Origin of the sequence: Streptomyces axinellae (assembly GCF_039532135.1) — a bacterium.
GTDB lineage: Bacteria > Actinomycetota > Actinomycetes > Streptomycetales > Streptomycetaceae > Streptomyces > Streptomyces axinellae.
In genome coordinates this window covers 26,460-52,600 of sequence record NZ_BAAARJ010000001.1, presented here as the reverse complement: position 1 = coordinate 52,600, position 26,141 = coordinate 26,460, and the positions used below count along the sequence as shown (strand labels likewise).

Annotated in this window: 21 protein-coding genes and 2 pseudogenes; 10 read left to right on the top strand and 13 right to left on the bottom strand. The window is 71.3% G+C overall.

The features are described 5' to 3' along the window. Positions 1–17: 17 nt before the first annotated feature. From dpgA to ABD339_RS00185, 6 genes are all read right to left on the bottom strand, one after another. Positions 18–1,154: a 3,5-dihydroxyphenylacetyl-CoA synthase DpgA gene (gene dpgA / locus ABD339_RS00210; protein WP_344560861.1), complete on the bottom strand. Its 1,137-nt coding sequence runs from the start codon at positions 1,152–1,154 to the stop codon at positions 18–20. Positions 1,155–1,270: 116 nt separating this feature from the next. Continuing rightward, complete coding sequence (locus ABD339_RS00205) at positions 1,271–2,593, bottom strand: preATP grasp domain-containing protein (protein WP_344560859.1); 1,323 nt, start codon at positions 2,591–2,593, stop codon at positions 1,271–1,273. Between the two features lie 260 nt (positions 2,594–2,853). Beyond that, positions 2,854–4,089 carry an ATP-grasp domain-containing protein gene (locus tag ABD339_RS00200; protein ID WP_344560858.1) on the bottom strand — a complete coding sequence of 412 codons (1,236 nt, stop codon included), beginning with the start codon at positions 4,087–4,089 and terminating at the stop codon, positions 2,854–2,856. Then, complete coding sequence (locus ABD339_RS00195) at positions 4,070–5,458, bottom strand: FAD-binding oxidoreductase (RefSeq protein ID WP_344560856.1); 1,389 nt, start codon at positions 5,456–5,458, stop codon at positions 4,070–4,072. Before ABD339_RS00195 ends, ABD339_RS00200 begins: the two co-directional genes overlap by 20 nt. Positions 5,459–5,523: 65 nt before the next feature. After that, a complete protein-coding gene (locus ABD339_RS00190; protein WP_344560854.1) occupies positions 5,524–6,522 on the bottom strand; it encodes an AurF N-oxygenase family protein in 999 nt (332 codons plus the stop codon). Continuing rightward, positions 6,519–7,214: a 2OG-Fe dioxygenase family protein gene (locus tag ABD339_RS00185; RefSeq protein ID WP_344560852.1), complete on the bottom strand. Its 696-nt coding sequence runs from the start codon at positions 7,212–7,214 to the stop codon at positions 6,519–6,521. The genes ABD339_RS00190 and ABD339_RS00185 overlap by 4 nt, the downstream gene beginning before the upstream one ends. 618 nt (positions 7,215–7,832) lie before the next feature. Between ABD339_RS00185 and ABD339_RS00180 the strand changes: the two genes are divergently transcribed. Next, positions 7,833–9,263 (top strand): NAD(P)/FAD-dependent oxidoreductase, encoded by a 1,431-nt coding sequence (locus ABD339_RS00180; protein ID WP_344560850.1) that lies wholly within the window; start codon positions 7,833–7,835, stop codon positions 9,261–9,263. A gap of 140 nt (positions 9,264–9,403) precedes the next feature. On the opposite strand, the gene ABD339_RS00175 is transcribed toward ABD339_RS00180, so the two are convergent. From ABD339_RS00175 to ABD339_RS00160, 4 genes are all read right to left on the bottom strand, one after another. Then, the gene (locus ABD339_RS00175) at positions 9,404–10,393 is read right to left on the bottom strand and encodes a LuxR C-terminal-related transcriptional regulator (protein WP_344560848.1); all 990 of its coding nucleotides are present in this window, start codon (positions 10,391–10,393) and stop codon (positions 9,404–9,406) included. A 431-nt stretch (positions 10,394–10,824) separates the two neighbouring features. Next, positions 10,825–11,706, bottom strand: coding sequence for an ATP-grasp domain-containing protein (locus ABD339_RS00170; protein WP_344560847.1), 882 nt, complete (start codon positions 11,704–11,706; stop codon positions 10,825–10,827). Positions 11,707–11,925: 219 nt separating this feature from the next. Further along, a complete protein-coding gene (locus tag ABD339_RS00165; RefSeq protein ID WP_344560846.1) occupies positions 11,926–12,744 on the bottom strand; it encodes a thiamine pyrophosphate-dependent enzyme in 819 nt (272 codons plus the stop codon). Beyond that, the gene (locus ABD339_RS00160; RefSeq protein WP_344560845.1) at positions 12,636–13,133 is read right to left on the bottom strand and encodes a hypothetical protein; all 498 of its coding nucleotides are present in this window, start codon (positions 13,131–13,133) and stop codon (positions 12,636–12,638) included. The genes ABD339_RS00165 and ABD339_RS00160 overlap by 109 nt, the downstream gene beginning before the upstream one ends. Between ABD339_RS00160 and ABD339_RS00155 the strand changes: the two genes are divergently transcribed. Beyond that, positions 13,121–13,786 carry a serine hydrolase gene (locus ABD339_RS00155; RefSeq protein ID WP_344560844.1) on the top strand — a complete coding sequence of 222 codons (666 nt, stop codon included), beginning with the start codon at positions 13,121–13,123 and terminating at the stop codon, positions 13,784–13,786. The two genes, ABD339_RS00160 and ABD339_RS00155, sit on opposite strands and share 13 nt — an antisense overlap. Before the next feature lie 43 nt (positions 13,787–13,829). On the opposite strand, the gene ABD339_RS00150 is transcribed toward ABD339_RS00155, so the two are convergent. Beyond that, positions 13,830–14,738 carry a LysR family transcriptional regulator gene (locus ABD339_RS00150; protein WP_344560843.1) on the bottom strand — a complete coding sequence of 303 codons (909 nt, stop codon included), beginning with the start codon at positions 14,736–14,738 and terminating at the stop codon, positions 13,830–13,832. 88 nt (positions 14,739–14,826) lie between these two features. Between ABD339_RS00150 and ABD339_RS00145 the strand changes: the two genes are divergently transcribed. Together ABD339_RS00145 and ABD339_RS00140 are read left to right on the top strand one after the other, a co-directional pair. Continuing rightward, positions 14,827–16,191, top strand: coding sequence for an aspartate aminotransferase family protein (locus tag ABD339_RS00145; RefSeq protein WP_344560842.1), 1,365 nt, complete (start codon positions 14,827–14,829; stop codon positions 16,189–16,191). A 282-nt stretch (positions 16,192–16,473) separates the two neighbouring features. Beyond that, positions 16,474–17,415 (top strand): MBL fold metallo-hydrolase, encoded by a 942-nt coding sequence (locus ABD339_RS00140; RefSeq protein ID WP_344560841.1) that lies wholly within the window; start codon positions 16,474–16,476, stop codon positions 17,413–17,415. Positions 17,416–17,466: 51 nt separating this feature from the next. Here ABD339_RS00140 and ABD339_RS00135 read toward each other — a convergent pair whose 3' ends face one another. Beyond that, positions 17,467–18,219 carry a YqjF family protein gene (locus ABD339_RS00135; protein ID WP_344560840.1) on the bottom strand — a complete coding sequence of 251 codons (753 nt, stop codon included), beginning with the start codon at positions 18,217–18,219 and terminating at the stop codon, positions 17,467–17,469. A 565-nt stretch (positions 18,220–18,784) separates the two neighbouring features. Between ABD339_RS00135 and ABD339_RS00130 the strand changes: the two genes are divergently transcribed. From ABD339_RS00130 to ABD339_RS00110, 6 genes and pseudogenes are all read left to right on the top strand, one after another. After that, positions 18,785–19,048 carry a hypothetical protein gene (locus ABD339_RS00130; protein ID WP_344560838.1) on the top strand — a complete coding sequence of 88 codons (264 nt, stop codon included), beginning with the start codon at positions 18,785–18,787 and terminating at the stop codon, positions 19,046–19,048. A 13-nt stretch (positions 19,049–19,061) separates the two neighbouring features. After that, positions 19,062–19,274, top strand: a pseudogene (locus tag ABD339_RS33670) (helix-turn-helix domain-containing protein); the annotation flags it as partial. A 558-nt stretch (positions 19,275–19,832) separates the two neighbouring features. Further along, positions 19,833–21,572: pseudogene (locus ABD339_RS00125) on the top strand (AfsR/SARP family transcriptional regulator); the annotation flags it as partial. A 214-nt stretch (positions 21,573–21,786) separates the two neighbouring features. Then, entirely contained in the window at positions 21,787–22,203 is a 417-nt protein-coding gene (locus ABD339_RS00120) for a VOC family protein (RefSeq protein ID WP_344560836.1), read from the top strand. 136 nt (positions 22,204–22,339) lie between these two features. Next, complete coding sequence (locus tag ABD339_RS00115; RefSeq protein ID WP_344560835.1) at positions 22,340–24,820, top strand: ATP-binding cassette domain-containing protein; 2,481 nt, start codon at positions 22,340–22,342, stop codon at positions 24,818–24,820. Positions 24,821–25,067: 247 nt separating this feature from the next. Further along, on the top strand, positions 25,068–25,427 hold the full coding sequence (locus ABD339_RS00110) for a VOC family protein (RefSeq protein WP_344560834.1): 360 nt from the start codon (positions 25,068–25,070) through the stop codon (positions 25,425–25,427). Positions 25,428–25,518: 91 nt separating this feature from the next. Here the strand turns inward: ABD339_RS00110 and ABD339_RS00105 are convergent, their stop codons facing one another. Then, positions 25,519–26,100, bottom strand: coding sequence for a hypothetical protein (locus ABD339_RS00105; protein ID WP_344560833.1), 582 nt, complete (start codon positions 26,098–26,100; stop codon positions 25,519–25,521). Positions 26,101–26,141: the final 41 nt, after the last annotated feature.

Here is a 26,141-nt window from a genome sequence, read left to right as displayed (position 1 = left end):
CTCCTTTCCTCGCGGCATCACCATCGGAGCAACGCCGTCTCGATCGTCGAACCCGGGCCCATGGTCATCAGCACCCCGTTGTCGCCCGGGGCCACGACGGACTCCTCCAGCAGTCGCTGGTAGGAGAAGAGGAAGGCGCCGCTGGAGAGGTTGCCGCAGTCGCGCAGCACATCCGTGGTGTGCCGGGTGTCGTGCCGGGTCAGGCCCAGGTTGATCCGCACCGCGTCGATGACCTTCTTGCCACCGGAGTGGATCACCCAGTGGCGGATGTCGGAGCGGCGCAGTCCGGCCGCCGCGAGCAGCCGCCCGACCGTCCGTTCCGCGTGGGCGCCGACCACGTAGGGGATGTCCTGGTCCAGGAAGAAGCTGAATCTGCCGTGCTCTTGGTCCCAGTCGTAGCGCATCGCGTCCACGGCCTCGGGGATGATCTGGCTGGCGAAGCCGGTGAGGCGCGGGCCGGCCGCGATTCCGGTGCCGGTGCCGACGGCGGCTCCGGTTGCGGCCCCGGCGTCGGCTCCGGTTCCGGATCCGTCCTCGCCGTCGCTTGTCAGGGCGATGGCCGCGGCGCCGTCGCCGAAGAGGCTGTTGACGACCGAGGTGCGCATCGTCCCGTCGAAGACGTAGGCCGCCGAGCACACTTCGACGCACACCATGACGGCCAGCTTCCCCGGGTTGGCCGCCGCCCAGCCGGACACCGAGGTGAGGGCGTTGAGTCCGGCGTTGCACCCCATGCCGACCACGTCGAGGCGGGAGCAGGTGACGGGAATGCCCAGCTCCTTGATGAGCAGCGCGCTGAATCCCGGGGTGAGGAATCCGGTGGACGACACGCAGCACAGGTGGCCGATGTCGCTCAGCTCGGCCCCCGCCTCCTTCAGGCACTTGTGGACGGCTTCCGCGCCGATCGACACTCCGCTGGTCGCGTGCTTGCGCAGGAGGTCGCCCTGGGTCTCCGACAGGCGGGTGCCGTCGGCCAGTTCGGGGGGAAGCGTCAGGTAGCGCCGCTGGATGCCGCCGTTCAGGAAGAGGGACTTGATGCGCGGGTCCTCGACCTTGAAGATCTCCAGGAGTTCCTGCTGACTGTAGGACGTCGGCGGGGTCGCGCTGCCCACGGCGACGAGCCGGGGCCCCGCGCGGTCGGGGCGTGTGCCTGGCATGACTTCTCCTTCTCTCGGCTGGTCGCCGCCCCTCCCACGGCGTCGCGGACCCGGCGGCGGGGCACGCCCGGCCCGGACACGGAAAGCACCCGGCCCGGACGCGCGGCGCGCCCGGCTCAGACGAAGAGCGACTCGACCCGGTCGTGGATGCGACCGGCGGCGGCGAGGTCCTCGGCCACGACGCAGTAGCGGATGGTGCCGTCGGCATGGCTGTACGCCTTGGCGATGACCACGCCGGTACGGGTCTGCGCGTCGTAGGCGAGGCCGGACTCGTCGAGGCGTTCCACCGCGGCGGAGAACGAGGGCACCGGCCAGCCGCAGTACTCCACGAGGATCCGGTCCTTGGCGTAGTCGGGTCCGACGACGTGCCCGCCGATGACGGTGTAGATGTGCGTGGAGCCGGTGATGCGGCCGTTGTACTCCGTGAAGCGGACGTCCCCGTCCGGGGTCACGATGGCGTCCGCGCAGAAGAAGCCCCGGTATCCCAGCGAGCGCAGCGACTCGCACAGCCGGCCGCCGGCGGTCGCCAGGACGGCGAGCGGTCCCGCTTCGAGCTGCGGGGACGGGATGACCTGGGCGTTGGCCACGGGCGCCGAGAGCATTTCGCCCTGCTGGGAGAAGACGGCGCCGTGGTCGTCGATGAGGTACTCGACGAAGATGGCCCGGCTGTCGGGGAAGTAGCGTTCGATGACGGCGGGGTAGTGCTCCTGGTTGGTGAGCCACAGCCACCGGTCTTCGAGGTATTCCCGCACGGCGGCGCGGTCGCGGACCTCCAGGATCCGTCCGGCGCCGACCGGTTCGACGCCGGATACGGGGGTGAGGATCTCGTTGCCGAGCCCGCCGCAGGCGTAGTCCCGTTTCAGCATCACCGGATGGCCCGCGTCGAGCAGCTCCATGATCGCGTCCTCGGCGTCCTGCCGGTTGGTGCACACCGCGCCTTCCGGCAGCGGGACCCCGGCCCCCGCGGCGACGGCGCGGAAGGCGGCCTTGCTGTTGACCAGGGTGCCGCCGCCCTGGCTGACGAACCCGTAGCCGGGTACGGCGTCTTCGGCGCCGAGGAACCGGGCCAGGGAGGCCACGGCCGCGTCGGGGGTGAGCGAGAGGATCGTCTCGACCGGTTCACCGTCGAGGGTCTTGCGCAGCTCTTCGCGGAACTCGGCGTCGCCCAGGCGCTCCCCCGTCAGCAGTGCGGTGCCGGACTGCCCGGGAGGCGGCACGAGCAGCCGCAGAGTGGCGGCGTCCGTGCGGGTCATCTTGGTGACATACGCGAGGAGTTCGGGCTCGGGCTCGACGGGCAGGACGACGGTGTCGCCGTCCCTCGCGAACCACAGCAGCAGGTGGGAGGAGGCGGCGGCGGTCTGGAGGTGGGCCTGCGGCAGCCGTACGGAGTCGCCGGCGAGTTCGTCGGTGAAGCAGTTGGCGATGAGGAGTCGTGCCATGCGGGGTGGCTCCTTCGGGTGAGTCGGCCGGATGGGCCGAGCGGCCGGAGTGGCGGCGGTGCGGTGTCGCCCGCCCGGTGCCGGCGGTCCGGGGCGGGCCCGGTGGCCGGCGGCGCGGCGGACGGTGGCCACGTGCGGGCGCCGGGCGGGTTGTTCGTCCGTTCCCGGGGCTGGTCGGGTGCCCCGGACAGGTCGGGGGTGCCCACGGCAGACCGGGGTTGCCGTGGCGGGGCGGGGGTTGCCGGGGCAGGCTGGGGTGCCTAGGACAGGTAGAGGTCCGTCTCCTCCCATGCGCGGATGGCCTCGTAGTCGCGCACGACCGGCTCGATGTCCTCGGCGGCGAGGTACGCGTATCCGGGGACGGTGGCCAGGTCCACGGTCTGGGGCACCGGCTCGCCGGGCGCGATGGCGGCGTTGACCGCGACGCAGGTCTCCAGGGAGGTCAGGGACTCGCGCCAGCGCTCGGAACGGCAGTTTCCGGCACGCTTGTTGTTGAGGTAGACCTGCCGGATCTCCCGGGACCAGCGCAGCTCCTCGTCCGGGAAGCGGGCGAAGACCTCCGGGTCGGTGAGTGCCAGGGCCAGCAGGTGGACGTGCGAGGTTCCCGAGTATTCGGCGTGCAGCCACGGGAGGGTGGAGCCCATGAGGCGGGCGCCCGTCTCGATCAGGACGGGCCCGCGTGCGGTGAGCATGACCTCCGTGTGCGCCGCGCCGTTGACGATCCCGAGTGCCGTGATGGCCCGCTTGGTGTAGCGGATGACGTCCTCGCCCTGCGGGTCGCCGCGGTGGACCGGTTCGTGGTAGTCGTACACCGGCTCGCCGCCGGGGCCGCTGATCTTGATGCAGCGCCAGATGTCCACCACCTTGTGCAGGCCCTCGACGGTCACGGTGTTGACGATGTACTCGTGGCCGTCCAGGTGTTCCTGTACCAGGATCGCGTCGTTCGGGTCACCGAAGCAGTCGTTGCGGGCCAGGATCTCCTCCGCGTACCGCCGGACCTCTTCCGCCGTCCGGCACACGTGCACACCGTCGGTCGCCGCGCTGGTCAGCGGCTTGACCACGACGGTGCGGTGCCCGTTGCCGACGAATCCGGCGACGGCCGCCCCGGCGGAGGTGACCCGCGCCCCCCAGGGTGTGTCCAGGCCCGCCTCCCGTACGCACCGCGCCATCTCCGCCTTGTCGCGGCGCGCGCGCACCGTTTCGATCCGGTTGTGGGGCAGGCCCATGTGGTGGGCGAGGGTGTCGGCGAAGACGACTCCGGACTCCGCTCCGGCGATCACCCGGTCCACGCCGAGTTCGCCGAGCGCTGCCGCGGCTTTGCCGATGTCCGCGACGTGCCCCAGGTCCTTCAGGTAGGCGTCCGCTGCGAAGCCGCGCGTGTACGACTCGCGAAAGTCGGGCTTGGTCTTCACATGGACGCATTCGGCTCCGAGCCGGGCGAGTTCCTGCACCAGGAGGCGGCCCGCGGAGAAGCCGTCAACCACCGCGATGCGCATCTGCCTGCCTTCGGTCGTCGGCCTCGGCCGGGGGGATGTTCTGGTTGAGGTGGAAGACGTTGTCGGGGTCGTATGCGGCCTTGACGGCGGCGAGCCGGGCCAGCCTGGTGGCGCCGTACACCTCGGCGACCTTGGCGCGCGGCTCGTCCTGGAGGTAGTTCACATAGGCGCCGCCGTAGCTGTACGGGGCCAGTCGTGCGACGGCGTCCCGGGTCCACCCGATGTGGGTGTGGTCGGTGGCGGGGTCGGTCCACTGGGAGGACACGGTGTAGATGTAGGGGGCGTTCCTGCCGGGGAAGGCGGAGTCCTCCTCGGCGACGTCGGCGACGGCCCCGCGCAGGTATTCCAGCTGCACGGAGGACAGCGGCGAGGGGATGCCGTCGGCGGTCGCCACGAGCTGTTCGAACACGGGTGCGGTGAGGTCGTCCAGGTAGCTGGACTTGGTGTAGTAGCGGTTGCCGACGGGCCGTTCGTGGTCGCCCGCCGCCTGTAGCTCCACATGGGTGGGCGTGCGCCGGATCGAGGCGGCGGGGCGCGCCGCGTCGAGGAACGGCTCGATGGCGCCGGCCGCCTCCTCGGGCCGCCCGAACCAGACGGCGGTCAGGGACAGCACGGGCCTGCCCCGCAGGCCCTCCGGCAGCCATCCGTCCCGGCCCGGATACGCGCCGGCGATCTTGAAGCCGCCGCCGATGTGCAGGTCGGCGGAGAGCTTCCCGGTGAACGTGCGGTACGCCTCCAGCGCTTCGGGCGCCTGGTCCAGCCCGTAGACGGCGGTGTGGCTGGTCAGCGGGGTCGCCTGGCGCAGCCGCAGGGTGAAGCGGGTGACCACGCCGAAGTTGCCGCCGCCGCCGCGCAGCGCCCACAGCAGGTCCGGGTGGCTGTCCGGTGAAGCGGTGACGACGGAGCCGTCCGCGAGCACCACCTCGGCGGCCAGGATGTGATCGCAGGTCAGGCCCCAGCGCCGGCTCAGCCAGCCGTATCCGCCGCCGAGGGCGAGTCCGCCCAGGCCGGTCTGCGAGATGATGCCGGTGGGGCAGACCAGCCCGTGCGCGGTGGTGGCGGTATCCAGGTCGGCCAGCAGGCAGCCGCCTGCCGCGTAGGCGACCTGGCGCTTGGGGTCCACGGTCACCTGCCGCATCGGTGACAGGTCGATCATCACCGCGCCGTCGGCGAGCGCCGTGCCCGCGACGTTGTGGCCGCCGCCGCGCACCGAGACCTCCAGTCCGGCGGAGCGTGCGAAACGCAGTGCCTCGACGACATCGGCGCTCGCGTGGCAGCGCCCGATGCGGGCGGGGCGCCGGTCGTGCATTCCGTTCCAGATCCGGCGGGCGGCGTCATAGCCCGGATCGTCTGGATCCAGCCACTCCATGTGGGTCATCCCCCTCGCTGCGGCGCGGCGGCTCGGGCCGGGGCCCGTGGCCGTGCCGTGGGCGGTCATCGGACGGTCACGGACTGCCAGTCGAAGGTCACCTGCTCCAGCACGCCCATCTCGGTGCACAGGCGGTGCAGCCCGCTGTAGTCCTGGACCAGGAGCGTGCGGCCGGGCTCGGCCTCGACGTCCCGCATCATGGCCTCGCCGCCTTCGACGCCCAGCAGGCGGATGATGCGGCGCCAGGTGGTGAAGTCGTTGGCGCCGAACGCGGCGAGGCCGTCGCCGAGCGCCTCGACGAAGTACGCCGCGCGCTCCGGGTCGAGCCTGGCGTGCACGGCCTTGGCGATCTCCTTGGAGATGGACGAATGGCAGTACTCGTCGCGGTTGTGCAGCTCGGCGGTGACGCGGTTGACCGGCTGTACGTTCTCATCCTGTGCCATCAGGTCGAGGTAGGCGTTGATGGACATCTCCGAGACGGTGGTGAACGCCAGGGTGGTCAGCTGCCGTTGCCATAGGTGGTCTGCCGCGGCCAGCCGCTCCTCGTGCCGGCGTGCCTTCTTCGCCAGCGGCAGCGCGCTCTCGGGCAGGTGCCAGCCGCGGCGCCGGCGGGTGACGGCGCTCGCGTTGAGGTGCATCAGGGTGTGGTACTGCTCATCGACCATGGCCTGGGTGACGGCTTGCGCCGACGTCTCGTTCAGGCCGCCCTCGAACGCGCCCGAGGCGAACAGCGCGAAGCCGGGGTTGACCACCCGCTGTTCGTTGTCCATGACGTTCTTGTTGAACGCCACCCAGGCCCAGGCGAACAGCTTCCGCCGCACGGGTTCGTCCAGTGCGAGGTAGGTGGGGTGGTCGCGGAAGGGCAGCAGGTGTTCGGGATAGTCGGGGCGGTGCGGCTCGAAGAGGTCGTCCAGGTCGGGCTCGGTCTTCTTCACCGAGGCCCGCCGCGTCCAGTTCGCCGCCAGCCGGCTGATGACCGCGTTCTCCACCGGGTCGTCGGGGTTGTGCCCCGGCAGCTCGGGGGCTATCAGGCCGTTCGGGGAGTCCTGTGGGAGGGCGGTCATCGTCCTCCCCGCCAGGTGCCGTTCAGGACGTCGGTCTCGTATGCCTCGCCGTACCGGCGGTCGGGCCAGGTGTTGTAGGCGAGCAGGAACAGGTCGCGGTGGCCCTCCTGGGCGGCGGGAGTGGTGATGTCGGTGGCGTAGTGCCGCATGGCCCGGTCGTCCAGGACGATGGCCTCGCCAGGGCCGAGGGTCAGGCTCAGGAAGGGCTCGTCGCTGTCGAGCGTCATGAGCTGTGTCTCGCCGCCGCCGATGTTCTGCCGGTCCACCACGGCGATCATGCTGTAGGTGTGCCCGTCCTGGTGGGGGCCCTCGGGCACCGAGACGCCACGTGTCTCGTCGTTGACGATCACCCGCCACTGGTGGACATCGACCTGCCATTCGAGGGTCTCGTCGAGCGGGACCGCCTCGGCTCCGGCGCGCACCAGCAACGCGGGGTCGATCCGCAGCGGTTCGTACTCCCTCAGCAGCCCGCCCGTCACCCCGTTGAACTGGGTGGCCTGGCAGAAGGGCCGGTGCGGGAGCAGTTCGAGCTGCCAGGCCGTCGTATGCCGGATGAGGTACTGCGAGAAGCGGCGGTACCGGAATTTTCCGTCGCAGTACTGGTCGAGCGGCAGCGTCGCGAACTCGTCACGAATGTCATGGGGAAAATTGTCGAGAGTGACAAGTTGATAGTGCTGGCCATTGAACGTCACGTACATCACTCCGTATTCGCACAACGACTACTCGTCGGATCGAAGCACCCTGTTCCACCGGAAATGACCGAGGGGATATCCGCGAGTTGCGGAGCGGGTTTCGGGCCGAGGGCGATCATTCGTTGCGGGGGACATGGAGGGCAAGAGTTCCGGGCTGTCCTGATCCTGCCTGGCGTCTTCAGGACAGTTCGGCGACAGCCGGTTTCGCTCCCGTGTGGCCATGTTGACCTGCGGGTTCTTGGTGCCTGCGGGGTCTGGTCACGGGGTGTGCGGCGCCACCGGGTACCCTGCGGCCCACCGCACCCGGCCTCTTTCGCCGCCATTCTCCGAAGTCCGCTCGAATCCCCACCCATTACGGCCCTTCCGTGCGGCATCCGTGGGTTCCGCATAGGCCGTTGACAACATCGTGGACGAAAGCTCAGACTTTGATCCGCTGCCGTACCAGTCGGTGACCGGGCCAGTGGGCACGTTCGCCGTCGCTGCGGCGTTCGGCATTTTTTCTCGCCACCCGCTTTCTTCATTCTCCTCGAATTCGCCGCACCCTGCGGCCTTTCGGGCACGAGGTGGGCGAAGAATTCACGATCCTGCACACGGCAGACAAGCTGAGGAGCGGCACACATGCTGAGCAGTCACGATGTCATCGTCGTCGGGAACGGGGCGCTGGGCTCTTCCATCGCCTTCGAGCTGGCCCGTCGCGGGATCGACGTGGCCCGGATCGGCGGGCCGGCCCGGCAGCACGCCGCCTCGACGGCGGCCGGTGCGATGCTGGGCTGCTTCGCGGAGGTGACCGAGCCGCTCATGTCCACCGAGCACGGCCGCTCCAAACTCGCCCTGGACCATCAGGCCCGGGAGCTGTGGACCGACTGGCTCGGCGAGCTGTCCACCTACTCGGGGGACAACTCCGAACTCATCACCGCGGACGGCACGGTCGTCTTCTTGAACTCCGTGGGCACGGCCGCGATCGACTCGACCAACTTCGCGGTGATCGAGTCGGCGCTGGTCCAGCACGAGGAGCCGTACGAGCTGATCGATGTCGAGGACATCGACTGGATGCGGCCCAACGAGCTGTTCCGGCCGCTGCGTGCGCTGTTCATGCCGCGGGAGCACGCCGTCAACACCCAAGGGCTCTTCGAGAAGCTGGACGCGGCGCTGATCAAGGCCCGGGGCACAGTCGTCGAGGAGCATGTCACCTCGCTCCTGACCGACGGTGAGACCGTGACCGGGGTGACGCTCGCCGACGGCAGCAGGCTGACCGCCAAGCATGTCGTCATCGCCGCGGGCGCCCATTCGGTGGACCTGCTGTCCGGTCTGGAGGACGTGCAGCGCAAAATCCCCCCGATGGTGAGCGGTTACGGCGTCTCCGCACTCGTGCGCACCGGGGACCGGTCGCTGCCGCGCTCGGTGCTCAGGACCCCGAACCGGGCGCTGGCCTGCGGCCTGCACTGCGTGCCGCGCGGGGACGGGCTGCTCTACCTGGGCGCGACCAACATCATTTCCGATGTGCCGCGCGACCACGCCGACCTCAGAGACCTGAAGTTCCTGGTCGACTGCTCGATCGACCAGCTCCACACGGGGCTGGAGGAGGCGGCGCTGGTCGCCACGCAGGTCGGCAACCGGCCGATCCCCGCCGACGGCTACCCCCTGTTCGGGGCCACCGGCGTGGCGGGCCTGTGGCTGGCCAGCGGCACCTACCGCGACGGGCTGCACCAATCGCCGCTGCTCGCCCGGGAGATGGCCGACCTGATCGAGAAGGGCAACGGCCAGGTGCGGGAGCTGGCCGACTTCACGCCCGTGCGCGCGCCGCTCGCACCCGGGACGCGCGAGGAGGTGGTGGCCAGTGCCGTGTCGCACATGATCGCCACCGGCTATGAACGGAAGTGGGCGATGACGGGCGAATGGCCGGCCATCATCGAGCAGTCCCTGGCCGACAAGTACCTCGCCACGGCCAACGCGCTCGATGAGGACATCACTCCGCCCGCGGAGTTCCTCGTCACCATGACCGACCAGAAGTGGGCGGCGCTGCGCCGCTATTACGCCGCCTGGCGCTGAGCGGCCAAGTGGCCGGGTGGCCGGGTGGCTTCGTGGCCGCCTTCGTCGGGCGTCTTCGGGCCGGGGGTTGCTTCGCCGTCCCCCGGCCCGGCGCTGCGGAGGGGGCGCCGGCCGGTGGCCAGGCCCCCTTTCCGTGCGGCTCAGGGGCCGAGCCAGCCCCGGCGGCGCGCGAGCACACCGGCCTGGAACCGGCTGCTGGCTCCCAGTTTCGTCATCAGCTCCGCGACGACCCTGCCCACGGTGCGGGTGGACACGCTCAGCCTGCGCGCGACCTGCGCATCGGTGCAGCCCTCTTGAAGCAGCTGGAGAAGTGCCCGTTCGGTGCCCGTCAGTTCACTTCGCCGCCGCTGGTCCTGGAGGCTGAAGGGCGCCGCCGAGAGCCAGATCTGCTCGAAGACGGCCGCGATCGGCGCCACGAGGGAGGCTCCGGACAGCACGATCGCGACATCCTCGACCCTGCCCTTCCACTCCTGGGAGAGGACGGCCTTCTCCAGATCGACGATGATTCCCCACGGAGAAAGCGCGGGTACGGTTCTGATCTCGACTCCGTTGTCGAGTAACCGCTGCAGTCGCGGCCGGCGTTCCTTGTCGTTGCGGATACTGTCCAGCTGGATCGAGCGGATGTGGAGGCCCCGCTCGGAGATTCCTTCCGTCATGGCTCTGCCGGCGATCCCGGTCTGCGAGCCCGACAGTTCTCCCGGGGTGAAGACCATTACCTGTTCCTTCGCCTCGCGCAGCAGGTGCGCCAGCCGGTGCTCGATCCGGTCCGCTCCCCTGACCTGTTCGGTGTGCAGCGAAACGGGTCCCGCCCGCTCCGAGTACTCGGCGGCCAGGGCCCGGGCCGCCGCCTTGCACTCCTGCAATCTTTGCTCCCGCGCGGCCAGCACGGCCCTTTCACGTGCGATGAGCGTCTCCAGGCCGATGTCCGGGTCAACCGGACGGAATCCGTCCGCATCGCTGGGGGAAGGGCGGATCAAGGAAAGTCCGATGAGTTCCTCGATCTCCTTGTGCACTCTCGACTCATGCCGGCCGAGCCGCTTCGCCAGTTGCCGGATATCCAACTCGGGCCGTTTGAGAATCAGATAGTAAAGCTCCTCTGTTCCAGGACCTATACCAAATGGTTCCAGCACCAGGGATTCCTCCGCAGGGATGTCTTGATGTGACACCGACACGACAGAGTTCCGAACGATGATGCCCGGTCTCCCGCTTGTGGCAGGTCGGCGGAGCCTCACGGTCGTTGCTTCCGCGAGCAGCATCGTCGTCATGCGACCTTGGTCAGACCGATTACCCCCACTCCCCCGATGGCCCGGCTGCGCGAGAGTCTCCCCGGCCCTTGATCTTTACGGTGATCTCACCGCATGTCCGCTCGGCGCGGAAGGTGGCAGTGACCCGCCGCTGTCCGGAACTTGTAGGTCCGCACGGAGCCGGACAACGGCCCCCGAGGTGTCCGCGGCGGCCCGTTGTCCCGGCCCGGTCGGCCGCAACCACCTTTGCGGTCAGTTGTGGTCAGTTGTGGTCAGTTCTTGCCGCCAGCTGTTGCCGTTCCTTGTCAGCCGCCGGATCAGGCCACCGCCGCCTCGACTGTCGCCGCCACGAAGACGGGCAGCGACGCCGGGTGCAGGTAGAAGAACAAGTGCGGCTCGACAAGCTCCAGCTCAAGAACGCGCGGCCGGCCGTCGTCGCCGTCCACCACGTCCACGCGCCCGTAGAGAAGACCGGATCCCCCCGGCACGGCCGCCAACGCCTGCTCGGCAACGTCCAGTTCGGCAGCTGTCGCTTCCCAGGTGCGAAGCTGGGGGTGCGGGAACTTGTACGCGTCGTAAGGGGCGCCCTGCACGAGGACCGCGCTCTTCCGGGTGGCGTGCAGAAAGCGCCCGCCGGCGAAATGCAGCGCCCGCTCCCCCCGCACATCGATGCTCCGCATATACGGCTGCACCATCGCGGTCATGCCCTCCGCGTGCATCCGGGCCACCTGCCGCACCGCGGTCTCGCGCTCCTTCGACGGATAGCGGGCCGTGAACAGGGCTCCGGCGCCCAACGTGGGCTTGATGACGAATTCCCCCTCGTCGGGCAGCCCGACAGCATCCCCCGGCGCCAGATAACGAGTCTCGACCACGGGAACTCCGGCCCGTGAAAGGTCTCCGAGATACCGTTTGTCGACGTTCCACCGCACAACCTCCGTGGAGTTCGCCAGCGTAGTGACCTCGGCACACTTGTCCGCCCATGCCAAGAACTCCTCGACCGACTTGAAATAGTCCCAGGCAGAACGAATCACGACAAGGTCGAACGCGGCCCAGTCCGCGTGCGGGTCGTTCCAGCAGACGACGACGGGATCGGCCCCGGCGCTCTCCAACCCGGCGACAGCCAGCGGAAGATCGCGATCCCAGTCGGGGTCCAGCAATACATCCGGGCAGGTGACGAGTGCGATGCGGGGGGATGCCACAGTCAACTCCTCGGCTGGCATATTCCGGAAATCGCTCGCAGAATAGCGGCCGGAATGATCGCCGGGAAGGCCGCCTCCACAGGCCCGCGGGGACGCCGCCGGACGCCCTCCGCAGACCGTTCACGGAAGGCCGTGCACGCCGCTGGGGAGGCCGGTCACATGCCGGGAAGGCCGGTCACGTGGCCGGTCAGGCCGGTCAGGCCGGTCAGGCCGGTCACGTCACGGAAGCCGCTCCCTGGAGGGCCCGGATGCGGCCGGAGAACGCCCCCAGGGCACTTCGCCGGGATCGACATGGACGTCGAGGACGGAGGGGCGGGGGCGGCGCAGCGCCTCGGTGAGGGCGGCTGTGAACTCCGGGAGGGTGTGTACGGCCCTCCCGTCGGCACCCGGTCCGTGTCCGACGGCCGCCGCGTTCAAGGGCGTGCGGTACATCGCCTGGACGGAGCGGGCGGAGATGCCCTCCTGAACGTTCTGGACCATCGCGTTCCCGCTGTTGTTCAGCACGACCCAGATGACGGGCACCTCCAGCTCCGCCGCCGAGTGGATCTCCATACCGCCCATGGCGAACGCCGCGTCCCCGGTCAGGGCGACGACCGGCTCCCGTCCGCCGGCGGCGAGTGCGCCGCCCACGGCGGCGCCCGCGCTGCAGCCCATCGAGGCGACGTTCAGCGAGACCTGGATGTCGCCCGGCGCCCGGCTGACGAAGTGCTCACCGAGCCAGCCGAGGCAGTTGCCGTTGTCCGCGAAGACCTTGGTGCCGCCCGGCAGCGGCTCGCTCATGGCCGCCACCACCGCCGAAGCGGGCAGCGGCATGCCCTCGGCCGGAGTGCGCGCGGCGGAGCGCCGCCGTACCGGGGTGTGGGACAAGGCGGAGGGGGCGGCGTCCAACTTGCGCGGCAGCTCCCGCAGTACGGGGCGCGCGTGGCCGATCACGGTGGCGTCGGCGTCGAATCCGGACGCCGCCTGTAGCGGGTCGATGTCGATCCGGCACAGGGTGCGGCCCGCGACGAGTTCGGGGGTCCAGTTCCCGGTGGACATCTCCCCCAGGCCGCTGCCACGACGAGCAGGGTGTCCACCACCACCCGCGGGTCGAGCACGGCCTCGTGGGCGCGCGGCGAGCCGGAGAAGCCGAAGACACCCACCGCGGCCAGGTGGTCCTCGGGCAGGGCGCTCTTCCCCTTCATGGTGGTGGCGACCGGCCAGGACAGGTGCTCGGCCAAGCCCGCCAGCTCCGCCGCCGCACCGCCGAGCTCGGCACCCTGACCGGCCAGGATGACGCCGCGTCGGGCCTGCCGCAGGGTGCGGGCCAGCTCCCGGACGGCGGCCGGTTCGACGGCGGGGGTCAAGGCGCGCGTATCGGGCAGCGGCTCCGCCAGGTCGGCGCCCGTGGGCCGCGCGAGCAAGTCGGTGGGCAGTGCCAGGTGCACCGCGCCCGGACGCCCCGAGCAGGCGGTCGCCAGCGCGCGGCGCAGCAGGCGGGGGAACTGGCGCGCTGACCCGCGCCGTGCACGCGCCGTCCTTCGCCACGCTGCTCGCCGAGCGCGTCCTGGAGCCCCTGGGCATGAAGCGCACCGACTGCACCGGGCAGGACCAGGCCACGGGGCACTGGTACGGGCGCCCCCGGGAGCCGTTCGCCCTCCCGGGCATGCCGGCGGCCGGTGCCGTGCGCTCCAGCGCGCGGGACATGCTCGCCTATCTCGCCGCGCACCTGGACCCCGCGCGGGCCGGGTGCGCCTCCGGCGCCCGCACCACCGGGCACCCGGACGATCGCGTACGCGAACAGGCGGGCGGGCACGCGCCCGCGCTCCGGCAGGCGCTGGCCCAGGTCTCCCGGCCCCTGCTGCGCCATCCGCGCAGCGCCGACCAGCTGGGCCTCGTCTGGAACATCCGCCAACGACCCGGCCACCGGCTGGTCTTCCACGCGGGTGCGACCCCGGGCTTCACCGCCTTCGCCGGCTTCAGCCCGGAGGCCCGCGTCGCCGTCGTCGCCCTCGCGAATGCCGCCGGGGCCGGAGGATGCCCGGCTCTCGTGCAGCACGCCTATCTCACCCTGCGCGAACTGGCCGACCGTGCCGCCTGAGTGGCAGGCCGGACGGTTTCTCCCCCGGGATCGGGCTGCGGCTTCACCCGGGCTCCGGCTGCGGCAGATCCGGACTGTGCCGCAGCGTGTCCAGGACCGCGCGTACGGCCGCTCGCGGTGGTGCGCCACGGCGCAGGGCCGCCGTGATCGTGCGGGTGACCGGGGCCGCGAGTTCCCGGGTGGCGACGCGGTAGCGGCGATCGACCGCGAGGCCGGGCAGCAGCGCGATCGACAGCCCCGCCTCGACGTGCTGCAACGCCAGCATGTAGTTGCCGAACCGGCACACCACACGCGGTTCGAACCGCGCCTGGCGGCACAGCCGCAGCGCGAGGTTGGCCATGTACGACTGGGGCATGTCGAACGCCCACGGCTCGTTCGCGCAGGCCGCCAGGTCCACGGCGCCGCCCCGGGCCACGGGGTGGTCGGCCGGGGCCACCAGGAGGACCGGATCGGTGGCAAGGGGGACGAGGTCGAGGTCGGGGCCCAGCGGGAGTTCGTCGAAGTCCGTGGTCGTGATGATGAGATCCACCTCGCCGGACCGCAGCGCGGGCACGCTCTCGTGCGGCTCCAGTTGCAGCAGCTCGACATCGAGATGCGGGTGCTCGCGGGCCAGGCGGGTCACCGCCGGGACGGCGAGGGTGTGGATCGCGCTCTGGAAAGCGCCCAGCCGCACCAGTCCGGTCGACTCCTCGCCCAGCGCGCGCAGCTCCGCCTCGACGCCGTCCATGTGGTCGAGGATCGCGCGGGCCCGCCGCGCCAGGATCACTCCGGCCGAGGTCAGCCGCACCCGGCGGCCCGTACGCTCCAGCAGTTTGGTGCGTGTCTCGGCCTCCAGCACGGCGAGCTGCTGGGACACGCTCGACGGGCTCATGCCGTCGGCCTCGGCGACCGCCCGGACGGTGCCCAGGGTGTCCAGCCGGCTCAGCAGCCGCAGCCTCCAGGGATTCATCATGTGCCCCACTCTTGTACGGCTCAGCCGAACAGGACAGCCGAAATTGTGAGATGGACGCGCTGTTCGCACGCGGCTTAGCGTCGGGGCCATGGCTGCTTCGCACACCACCGCGCCGTCCACCGGGACCTCCCAGGAGACCTCCCGTACCTCCGCGACCTCTTCAGACAGCTTCTGGGCCGATGCCGAGCGGCACCTCGTCCGCTACGGCGGGGCGTTCACCCCCGAGATCATCGACCGCGCCTCGGGAAGTTTCGTGTTCACCGCGGACGACCGGAAGATACTCGACTTCACCTCCGGCCAGATGAGCGCGATCCTCGGGCACTCGCACCCGGAGATCGTGGCGACCGTCCAGCGGCAGGTCGCCACCCTCGACCATCTCTACAGCGGCATGCTCAGCCGCCCGGTCGTCGATCTCGCCCGGCGGCTGGCCGGGTCGCTGCCCGCGCCGCTGGACAAGGCGCTGCTGCTGACGACCGGCGCCGAGTCGAACGAGGCCGCGATCCGGATGGCCAAGCTCGTCACCGGGGGCCACGAGATCGTCTCGTTCGCCCGGTCCTGGCACGGCATGACGCAGGCCGCCGCGTCCGCCACCTACAGCGCGGGCCGCAAGGGCTACGGTCCGGCCGCCCCCGGCAACTTCGCCATTCCCGTGCCCAACGCCTACCGCCCCGACCTCACCGCCGCCGACGGATCGCTGGACTGGCGCCGCCAGCTGGACCTCGCCTTCGACCTGATCGACGCCCAGTCCACCGGCAATCTGGCCGCGTGCCTCGTCGAACCGATCCTCAGCTCCGGCGGAATCATCGAACCGCCGCCCGGGTACTTCGCGGCACTGCACGAGAAGTGCCGGGAGCGCGGCATGCTGCTGATCCTGGACGAGGCCCAGACGGGGCTGTGCCGCACGGGTACCTGGTACGCGTTCGAGCGCGACGGCGTCGTGCCCGACATCCTCACCCTCTCCAAGACGCTCGGCGCCGGGCTGCCGCTCGCGGCCGTGCTCACCAGCGCGGAGATCGAACGGGAGGCACACGAGCGCGGATTCCTCTTCTTCACCACGCATGTCGCCGACCCGCTGGTGGCCGCGGTCGGCAACACCGTCCTCGACGTCCTCACCCGCGACCGGCTCGATGAACGCGCTGCCTCCCTCGGCGCGTTCCTGCGCGGCGGCCTGGCGGACCTCGCCGAACGTCACCAGGTCGTCGGCGACATCCGTGGCCGGGGCCTGCTGGTCGGACTCGAACTCGTCACCGACCGTGCGACGAAGCGGAGTTCGGACGAGTTGGGCGCGCGGGTCACCCGGCGCTGCCTCGAACTCGGCCTGCACATGAACATCGTCCAGCTTCCCGGCATGGGCTCGGTGCTGCGGATCGCGCCCCCGCTGACCGCCACCGAGGCGGAGTTGTCGCTCGGCCTGGAAATCCTGGACAAGGCACTCGGCGACGCGAGGCCGTAGGCCGGGGGGTCGGGGGTCGGAGGTCGGGAGTCGGGGTGGGCAGGGGCTCGGCAGGGCGGGCCGCGGTGTGGAAACCGTCACCGGCTCAGGGGGTGACGGTTTCCACACCGCCCCGGGGCGCCCTCGTGTGGCCGACCGGGACTGCTGGACGCCGCCGTCGCCCGCCCCGCCCCGCCCGACGGCGACCGCCACCTGGTAAAAGAGGCACGCGATTCCGTTCGCTCCCCCGAAGCAGCGGCAGGCCGCGGCGGCGGGCGGTGTTCTCACACGTGAAAGGTCCTCATGAGCAGCGCACCGTACGACATCACCGTTCCCGGGACGCCACAGGTGCGGGAGGTCAGCGCGGACATCTACGCCTACGTACAACCCGACGGGACCTGGTGGATCAACAACACGGGCTTCCTGGTCGGCAAGCGGGGCGTCATCAGCGTGGACGCGTGTTCCACCGAGCGCCGCACCCGCGCCTACCTCGACGCCATCCGCACCGTCACCGATCAGCCGGTGCGCACGCTGGTCAACACGCACCACCACGGCGACCACACCTTCGGCAACTACCTCTTCGAAGGCGCGACGATCATCGGCCACGAGGGTGTGCGCGCCGGGATCCAGGACTGGGGAATGCCACGCTCCGCCCCCTTCTGGACCGAGGCCGAGTGGGGCGACATCCAGTTGGAGCCCCCCTTCCTCACCTACACCGACGCCGTCACCCTGTGGTCCGACGACCTGCGCTGCGAGGTCCGGTACGTCGGGATGGCCGCGCACACCCCCTGCGACTCCATCGTCTGGATTCCCGAGCGGCGCGTCCTGTTCGCGGGCGACCTGCTGTTCAACGGGGGCACGCCGTTCCTCCTCCAGGGCTCCGTGGCCGGAATGGTGCAGGTCCTGTCCGAACTGCTCACGCCGCTGGGCGCCGAGACGATCGTGCCCGGCCACGGCCCTGTCGCGGGCCCCGAGCTGATCGAGGAGGTGCTGGGCTACTGCGCGTTCGTCCAGTCCGCCGCACGCGCGGCGCACGACGCGGGGCTCTCCCCCCTTCAGGCGGCCCGCGAACTCGACCTCGGCCCCTACGCCGGACTGGCGGACAGCGAGCGCATCGTCGGCAACCTGTACCGGGCCTACGCCGAGATCGACGGGGCGGCCCCGGGCGCGCCCATCGACGCCGCAGCCGCTCTGAAGGACATGATCGCCTACAACGGCGGCCGTCCCCTCACCTGCCAGGCGTGACGCCCCCGGGCAGCGTCCGGTCACCCGTGCCTCCGGTACGGGTGACCCGTCCTACCGCTCGCCCCGCGCGGCCGGCCGCCCCAGGCGGACCGGAACGCCGGGTGACCAGAGCACGCTGGCCGGAGGGCCGCTCGGTGCGGGCAGGCCGGCCGCCTGGACCAGGTTCTCCTCGCAGGCCAGCAGCTCGGCCCGGTGCAGGCTCCAGCGCGGATGGTGGTTGGGCAGGTAGGCCACCCCACCGGGGAACGCGTTGTGCATGCCCCAGCGGGCGGTGAGGAAGTGCTCCAGCTCTGTCGGCTCCGCCACCCGCTCCCCGGGGCGTACGGCGATCCGGCTGTAGGCACCGCGCGGGCCCGGCAGGCGGCGCGAGCTGGTGTACGTCACGGTGTCCCCGGCGGCGCGGACGCGCATCCGGGACCACAGGTACGGAAGCCGGAACGCGGCGCGCCCCATCGCGACGGGCAGCAGCCGCGAGGCGTCCATCGACCGGAAGACGACACCGCGTCTGCCCTGCTCGTCGAGCGAGTACAGGCGGATGTTCGTCTCCGGGAAGGAGCCCAGATACGGCAGGCCCGGCAGCCGGAACCAGCCGACCCGGTGCATCCGGAAGGCCACCAGGCCGACGTAGGTGACTCCCGCATGTGTGTCGGGGACGGTGCCCCGGGGCAGGAGCGGGGCGGCGTCGTCCGGGTCCACGGCCCAGTGGACGAAGCACAGGTCCAGCCACCACTGGGTGAGAAGGGGCCGGTCGATGGGGTCGGGGGCGTCGGGAGTGACGGGGGTGACGCCGGTGGGTCGCTGCACGGCGCCAGGATGCCAGAGGCGCCGCCGCGCGGGGGCATGCGGTACGGCGGGAGGCCGGCGCTCACACGCGGGAACGCCGGCCCCATGGGCGGTTGACGCGCGGCAACGCGTGTCCGCCGGGTCCCTGGTCGTGTTGGTGGAGCCCGCAACTCTCAGGGAGCGGTACGGGAATGACCCGTACCTGGATGATGCTTACAGAGCCCCCGTCAGCAATTGGCAAGCGCAGCTGGGACGGCACCGCATCTTCGGCCGCCAACGCGCGGCGCCGCGCTGCCAGTTGTGCGTGCGCCGCAGGTCACCGGCACCGTCGCGGTACCTGGACGGCGAAGTTCCGCACGGGGCCACCGGGACACTCACGCATCAATCCACGCCGGGCTCCTGCGGCCCCTGCTTCAGCGGCCGGTGAGTGGCACGATGCAGTTGCGCCACCGGTGTCGGCAAGCACCGGCCGGCGTGACGACACGTTCACGCGGCGACGCGTGAACGTGGCGCCGAGCACAGACGCATGGAGCCCGCAACACGCCCTGGCCGACGGCCGGGTGACTGAGTCTCAGGAGGCATTCCCATGTCCCGCCTTCCCTCCTCGGCCTACTGTGTCGAGTCCGAGCCGGTCGGCCGGCACCGGCTGTCCGCACCGGATGTCGTGGTCGTCGTCGTGATCGCCGTGCTGGCGAGCGTGCTCGCGGCCGGCGGGCTGGCGCCGTCGGCCATCTTCGAAGTGCTGGGCGCCGCCGCATCCGTGGCGCTCGGGGTGCTGCTCACCCTGCGCGGCGGCAGCGGGGCGGCCCGCCTGGTGATACAGGGCATGCGGGTCGGCTTCCCGGGCTGAGGGACCCGCGACCGTGGGGCGCAGTGAGAAACCGATCAGCACATCGAATGCCGCGCTGGCCGAACTCGCGCAGTGGCTGCGCCGGCAGCGGGCCGCGCGCGGTCTGACCTACGCGCGGCTCGCCGCCCGCACCGGACGGCACGCCACGACGTTGCAGCGGGCCGCCTCGGCGGCCTCGGTACCCACGGCCGAGATCGTCGAGGCGTACGCCCGGGGCTGTGACGCCTCGGTCGAGGTCGCCCTCCGGCTGCGGCTGCGGGCGCGCCAGGAACAGCTGCGCACCGCCGAGGAGGACCGCCGCGCGCCGGCCCCGGAAGCCGTCACCGACGCTCCGGGGCTGGCCGTCGCGCTCCGGGTGCTCCACCAGCAGGCGGGCGGGCCCTCGATGCGGGAGATGGAGCGCCGTGCGGGCGGCTTCGGCAGGCTGCCGCACAGCACGGTCCACCGGATCCTGACCGGGCAGACGGCCCCTCGGGACGCGCAGCAGTTCGCCGCCTTCCTCACCGCCTGCGAGGTCCCCGCCGGGGCGCGGCTGCCATGGGTGGACGCCTGGCACCGCGTCCACGGCAACGCGCCACCGCCGGAGGCTCCGGCCCCGGCCGAAGAGCCGCCGACCGGCGGGACGGCGCCCCCGCCGCCCCCCGCGGCCCCGTCCGGCGCGGACGGCCAGGGCCTCCGGATCGGCGTGCGGGTACCGGAGGGGCCGCCGGGCGGGCGCCGAACAGCAGGGCAGGCGGCCGGATGGCCAGAGGACGGGCAGGCGGCCGGGTGGCGGGATGACGGGGTGGGCTTCACCGTGCTCGGCCCGGTACGGGCCTGGCGCGACGGCCAGGCGCTCAACATGGGATCACCGCAGCAACGGGCCCTGCTCGCGGCGCTGTTGCTGCGTGCGGGCCGCACGGCGACGGCCGAGGAGCTGATCGACGCCATCTGGGGCGAGGAGCCCCCGTCGCAGGCGAAGGCGGCACTGCGCACCTACGCCTCCCGGCTCCGCAAGACGCTGGGCGCCGAGTTCCTGATCAGCGAGTCCGGGGGTTATGCCCTCCGCATCGGGCCCGACGCCCGGCTGGACCTCGACATCGCTCAGGACCTGGCCATGCGGGCCGAAAAGGCAGCGGTGCGCCAGGAGCCGCTCGAAGCCCGCGCGCTCTACGGCGCCGCGCTGGACCAGTGGAACGGCGAAGCGCTGCCCAACGTTCCCGGGCCCTACGCCGAAACCCAGCGCACGCGCCTGGCCGAATGGCGGCTGAGCCTGCTGGAGCTGCGCCTCGACCTCGATCTCCAGGTCGGCGACCACGCGGAGACCATCAGCGAACTGAGCGCGCTGACCGCCGGACACCCGCTGCGCGAGCGCCTGCGCGAACTGCTGATGCTCGCCCTCTACCGCAGCGGACGCCAGGCCGAGGCCCTCGCCGTCTACGCGGACACCCGCCGCCTGCTCGCCGACGAACTCGGCGTCGATCCCCGCCCCGAACTCTCCGACCTCCAACAGCGCATCCTGGCGGCCGACGACGAACTCGCCTACCAGGCCGAGGGGCCCGCCCCCGTCTTCGCCTCCACCCGCCCGGCGCAACTCCCGGCCACCGTCGCCGACTTCACCGGCCGCGCCTCCTTCGTCGCCGAGCTGAGCGGCCGGCTCGCCCAGGCCGAGGGCACCATGGGCGTCTACGCGCTGTCCGGGATCGGCGGCGTCGGCAAGACCGCGGTGGCCGTCCACGTCGCCCACGCCGCCACCGGACTCTTCCCCGACGGCCAGCTCTACGCGGATCTCCAGGGCGGCGGTCCCCTCCCCGCCGATCCCGAACGTGTGCTCGGCGCCTTCCTGCGCGCGCTGGGCACACCCGAGCACGCGGTGCCGGACGGGGTGGCGGAGCGTGCGGCGCTCTTCCGCTCACTGCTGGCCGGCCGCCGCGTCCTGACCGTGCTCGACAACGCCCGCGACGCGGCACAGATCCGGCCGCTGCTGCCCGGCACGGCGGGTTGCGCCGTCCTGATCACCGGCCGTGCCCGCATGGTCGATCTCGACGGCGCCCGCCTCGTGGACCTCGACGTCATGAGCCCCGAGGAGGCCATGGTCCTCTTCACCCGCATCGTGGGCGCCGACCGGGTGCTGGCCGAGCGCGAAGCGGCGATGGACGTCGTGGCGGCGTGCGGATTCCTGCCGCTGGCCATCCGCATCGCGGCGGCCCGCCTGGCGGCCCGCCGTACCTGGACGGTCTCCACTCTCGCCGCCAGGCTCCGCGACGAGCGCCGCCGCCTGGACGAACTCCAGGCCGGGGACCAGGCGGTCCGGGCCACCTTCGAACTCGGCTACGGGCAGCTGAGCCCCGAGCAGGCCCGCGCCTTCCGCATGCTGGGCCGGGTGGAGACCCCCGAGATCTCCCTCGACGCGGCGGCGGCCCTGCTGGGCCTGCCCCCGGCGAAGTGCGAAGACCTCCTGGAGAGCCTGGTGGACACCTCGCTCCTGGAATCCGCGGGGCCCAGGCACTACCGGCTGCACAACCTCCTCCGCCTCAGCGCGCGCGGCCGGACGGACGAATAGGACGGGAGGAGGGCGGCGCGGGCGCGACGCGGGCGAGGCCGGTGGGAGGCGGCCCCCGCCGCCTGGGCCAGGTCTGCCATGCCTGCTGCGTCTGCCGTGTCTCTCCTGTCCGCCTTATCAGCCGACCGCGGCCGACCGCGCCGACCGGTCAGGATCGAAGAAGCGGAATCCGCCGCCGCCTCGTAGCGTCGAAGGCATGGACATCAAGCTGTCACACTGCTTCATCGCGGTCGACGACCACGACAAGGCACTCGCCTTCTACCGCGACGTGCTCGGCCTGGAGGTGCGGAACGACGTCTCGTTCCAGGGAATGCGCTGGCTGACCGTCGGCTCGCCCGCGCAGCCGGACGTGGGGGTCGTCCTCGAACCGCCGCTCGCCGACCCCGGCGCCTCGCCCGCCGACCGGCAGGCGATGGCAGAATTGCTGGCCAAAGGTTTGCTGCGCGGCGTGAATTTCTCCACCGAGGACTGCGACGCCACCTTCGCCCGCATCCGGGACGCGGGCGGGGAGGTGCTGCAAGAGCCGACCGACCAGCCGTACGGCGTCCGCGACTGCGCCTTCCGCGACCCGGCCGGCAACATGCTCCGCTTCGCCCAGTCCCGTACGGCGTGAGTCGGTACAGCGTGAGGCCGTAGGACGTGAGGCCGCATGCCGTCCGGCCGCGCGCCGTGCAGACCGCGCGCGAGGACGGTGCAGGGGAGGCACGCGGGCAGCTGCGCCCGCGTGGGGAAACAGACATGGAGAAACGATGAGCCAGGCCACGAGACCGGACGCGGGATCGCCCGCACCGCACGTCGCCGACAGTCACGATCTGATCCGGGTGCACGGCGCGCGGGTGAACAACCTCAAGGACGTCAGCGTCGAGCTGCCGAAGCGACGGCTGACGGTGTTCACCGGCGTCTCCGGCTCGGGCAAGAGCTCGCTGGTGTTCGACACGATCGCCGCGGAGTCCCAGCGGATGATCAACGAGACGTACAGCGCCTTCGTGCAGGGATTCCTGCCGACGCAGGCGCGGCCCGAGGTGGACGTCCTCGACGGCCTGACCACCGCGATCATCATCGACCAACGCCAGATGGGAGGCGACCCCCGCTCCACCGTCGGCACCGCGACCGACACCAACGCGATGCTGCGCATCCTCTTCAGCCGGCTCGGGCAGCCGCACATCGGCTCGCCCGCCGCGTTCGCCTTCAACGTCCCCTCGGTGCGGGCCAGTGGCGCGATCACCGTCGAGCGCGGGGCCCGGAAGACGGTGAAGCAGACCTTCAGCCGTACCGGCGGCATGTGCACGCGCTGTGAAGGCCGGGGCAGGGTTTCCGACATCGACCTGACCCAGCTCTACGACGACTCCAAGTCGCTCTCCGAGGGCGCGTTCACCATCCCGGGCTGGAAGTCGGACAGCTTCTTCACCGTGCGCGTCTACGCCGAGTCGGGCTTCGTGGACCCGGACAAGCCGATCCGCGACTACACCGAGCAGGAACTCGCGGACTTCCTCCACCGGGAGCCGACCAAGGTGAAGGTCGAGGGGGTGAACCTCACCTACGAGGGGCTGATCCCCAAGATCCACAAGTCGTTCCTGTCCAAGGACCGGGAGGCGATGCAGCCGCACATCCGGGAGTTCGTGGACCGGGCGGTCACCTTCACCACCTGCCCGGAGTGCGGCGGCACCCGGCTCAGCGAGGCGGCCAGGTCCTCGAAGATCGCCGGGATCAGCATCGCCGACGCCTGCGCCATGCAGATCAGCGATCTGGCCGCATGGGTCCGCGCCCTCGACGAGCCCTCGGTGACGCCGCTGCTCACCGCGCTGGGCCAGACCCTCGACTCGTTCGTGGAGATCGGCCTCGGCTATCTCTCGCTCGAACGCTCCTCGGGCACGCTGTCGGGCGGCGAGGCACAGCGGGTGAAGATGATCCGGCACCTGGGCTCCGCGCTCACCGACACCACCTACGTCTTCGACGAGCCCACCATCGGCCTGCACCCCCACGACATCCAGCGGATGAACAAGCTGCTGCTGCGGCTGCGGGACAAGGGCAACACGGTGCTCGTGGTGGAGCACAAACCGGAGACGATCGCGATCGCCGACCATGTCGTCGATCTGGGGCCCGGCGCGGGCACGGCGGGCGGGACGGTCTGCTTCGAGGGCACCGTCGAGGGACTGCGGTCCGGGGGCACCCTCACCGGCCGCCACTTCGACGACCGGGCCGCGCTCAAGGAGACGGTGCGCGAGCCCACCGGCCGGTTTCCGGTGCGCGGGGCGAGGACGCACAACCTGCGCGGCGTCGATGCCGACATCCCGCTCGGGGTGCTGTGCGTGGTCACCGGCGTCGCGGGTTCCGGCAAGAGCTCGCTGATCCACGGCTCCGTCTCCCCCGCGGACGGCGTGGTGTCGGTGGACCAGTCCCCCATTCGCGGCTCGCGGCGGAGCAATCCGGCGACGTATACCGGAATGCTCGACCCGATCCGCAAGGCGTTCGCGAAGGCCAACGGCGTGAAACCGGCCCTGTTCAGCGCCAACTCCGAGGGCGCCTGCCCCAACTGCGCCGGGTCCGGTGTCGTCCACACCGATCTGGCCATGATGGCCAATGTCGCCACCACCTGCGAGGAGTGCGAGGGGAAGCGGTTCGAGGCGTCGGTGCTGGAACACCGCCTCGCCGGGCGTGACATCAGCGAGGTGCTCGCGATGTCGGTGGCCGAGGCGGAAGAGTTCTTCGGAGCCGGGGAGGCGCGCACACCGGCCGCACACCGGGTCCTCCACCGGCTCGCCGAAGTCGGGCTCGGCTACCTCAAACTCGGCCAGCCGCTCACCACCCTTTCCGGCGGCGAACGGCAACGGCTCAAGCTGGCCGCCCTCCCCTGGGGCCCCCTGCCGGTAGGCGGCCAGGGCGCCGCGGCCACGGGCCGGCGCGGGAAGGGCGCCGAGTCCGCAACGAGCGGGGCGGAAAAGGACGCGCCCCCGCCCGTCTACGTCCTCGACGAGCCGACCACCGGCCTTCACCTGGCCGACGTCGAGCAACTGCTCCGCCTGCTCGACCGGATCGTGGACTCCGGTACGTCGGTCATCGTCGTCGAGCACCACCAGGCGGTCATGGCGCACGCGGACTGGATCATCGACCTCGGGCCGGGCGCCGGTCACGACGGCGGCCGGATCGTCTTCGAGGGCACCCCCGCCGACCTCGTCGCGGCCCGCTCCACTCTGACCGCCGAGCACCTCGCGGAGTACGTCGGCGCCTGATCGGTGGGGGCACCCGCGACCGGCGGGGCACCCGCGACCGGCCCGGCGGAACGGGCCCCGTATGCTCCGGCCCGGGGCCCGCGGCCCGGGCCGGACCTGCCGAAGTCCCGCTCGGCGGCAGCCGGTTCGGGAGACAGTCGGCGGGAGTCCGCCCTCGTCCGTTGCGTCCACATCCGCTTCATCCGCGTCCGCTTCATCCGCGTCCGCTTCATCCGCGACCGTGTCCGCCCCGTCAGCAGGAGCGCCTATGTCCATCCGCCGGGCCATGCCCGATTTCCAGACCGATGCCATGGAGGAGAACCGGGACTTCTACGGCCGCCTCGGCTTCGAGGAGGTCATGAACCACGGCTGGGTCATGACGCTCGCCTCCCCCACCCACCCCACGGCGCAAGTCACCTTCATGAACCACGACAAGACCGCACCGGTCGTGCCCGACATGAGCGTCGAGGTGGACGACGTGGACGCGGCACACGCGGCGATGGTGAACAGCGGCGCGGAGATCGTGCACCCGTTGCGGGACGAGGAGTGGGGAGTACGCCGCTTCTTCGTCCGCGACCCCGACGGCCGGGTGATCAACGTGCTGAGCCACTCGGGCCCCCGGCCGTAGCGGGGCCCGGAGAGTCCGAATCCGAAGCGGCGACGGGTCCCGCCCCCGTGGGGGGTCCCGTCGCCGGGGCGTTCGGGGAGGGGCGAGGTTCTTATCCCTGTCGCTGCCGCTTGCCGACGAGGTTGCCCACCGCGAAGACGCCGCCTCCCGCGACCGCGAGGCCCAGGAGCGCGATGCCGCCCTTCAGCCCCTTCCACCAGAACTCGGCGGGCGCTCCGGGCTCGTGCTCCAGCATGGCCTCCAGGATGTCCGTGCCCCCCGCGTCGAGCAGCACGAACACATAGCCGTTGGCCGTGCCGAGGAAGGTGGCGGCCATGGCCAGGAGTGCGGGGGCGACGTAGGTGGCCGGGTTGGGCCCGCCCGTTTTGCCCGCCACCGAGCCGACCGCCAGGGCGAGTGCGAGTGCGAAGACGACGTACATGACGCGCAGCCCGATCTTCGACAGGTCGTCATAGCTGGCGACGAGCAGGCCGGCGAAGAGCGTCGCTCCGAAGCCCGAGATGAGCCACCCGAACAGGAACGCCTTCACTCCGCCGCCCCGGCGCGGCGGCGGCGGGAATCCCGGCTGGTAGGGGTGGAAGCCCGGCGGCTGCATGGGCTGGAACTGCTGCATGGGCTGCTGCGGTGGCTGGGGCGGCTGCATGGGCTGCTGCGGCGGCCAGGGCTGGTTCATGTGTCCCCCGTGAGTGAAGCATGAGAAAAATACGGGCCCAA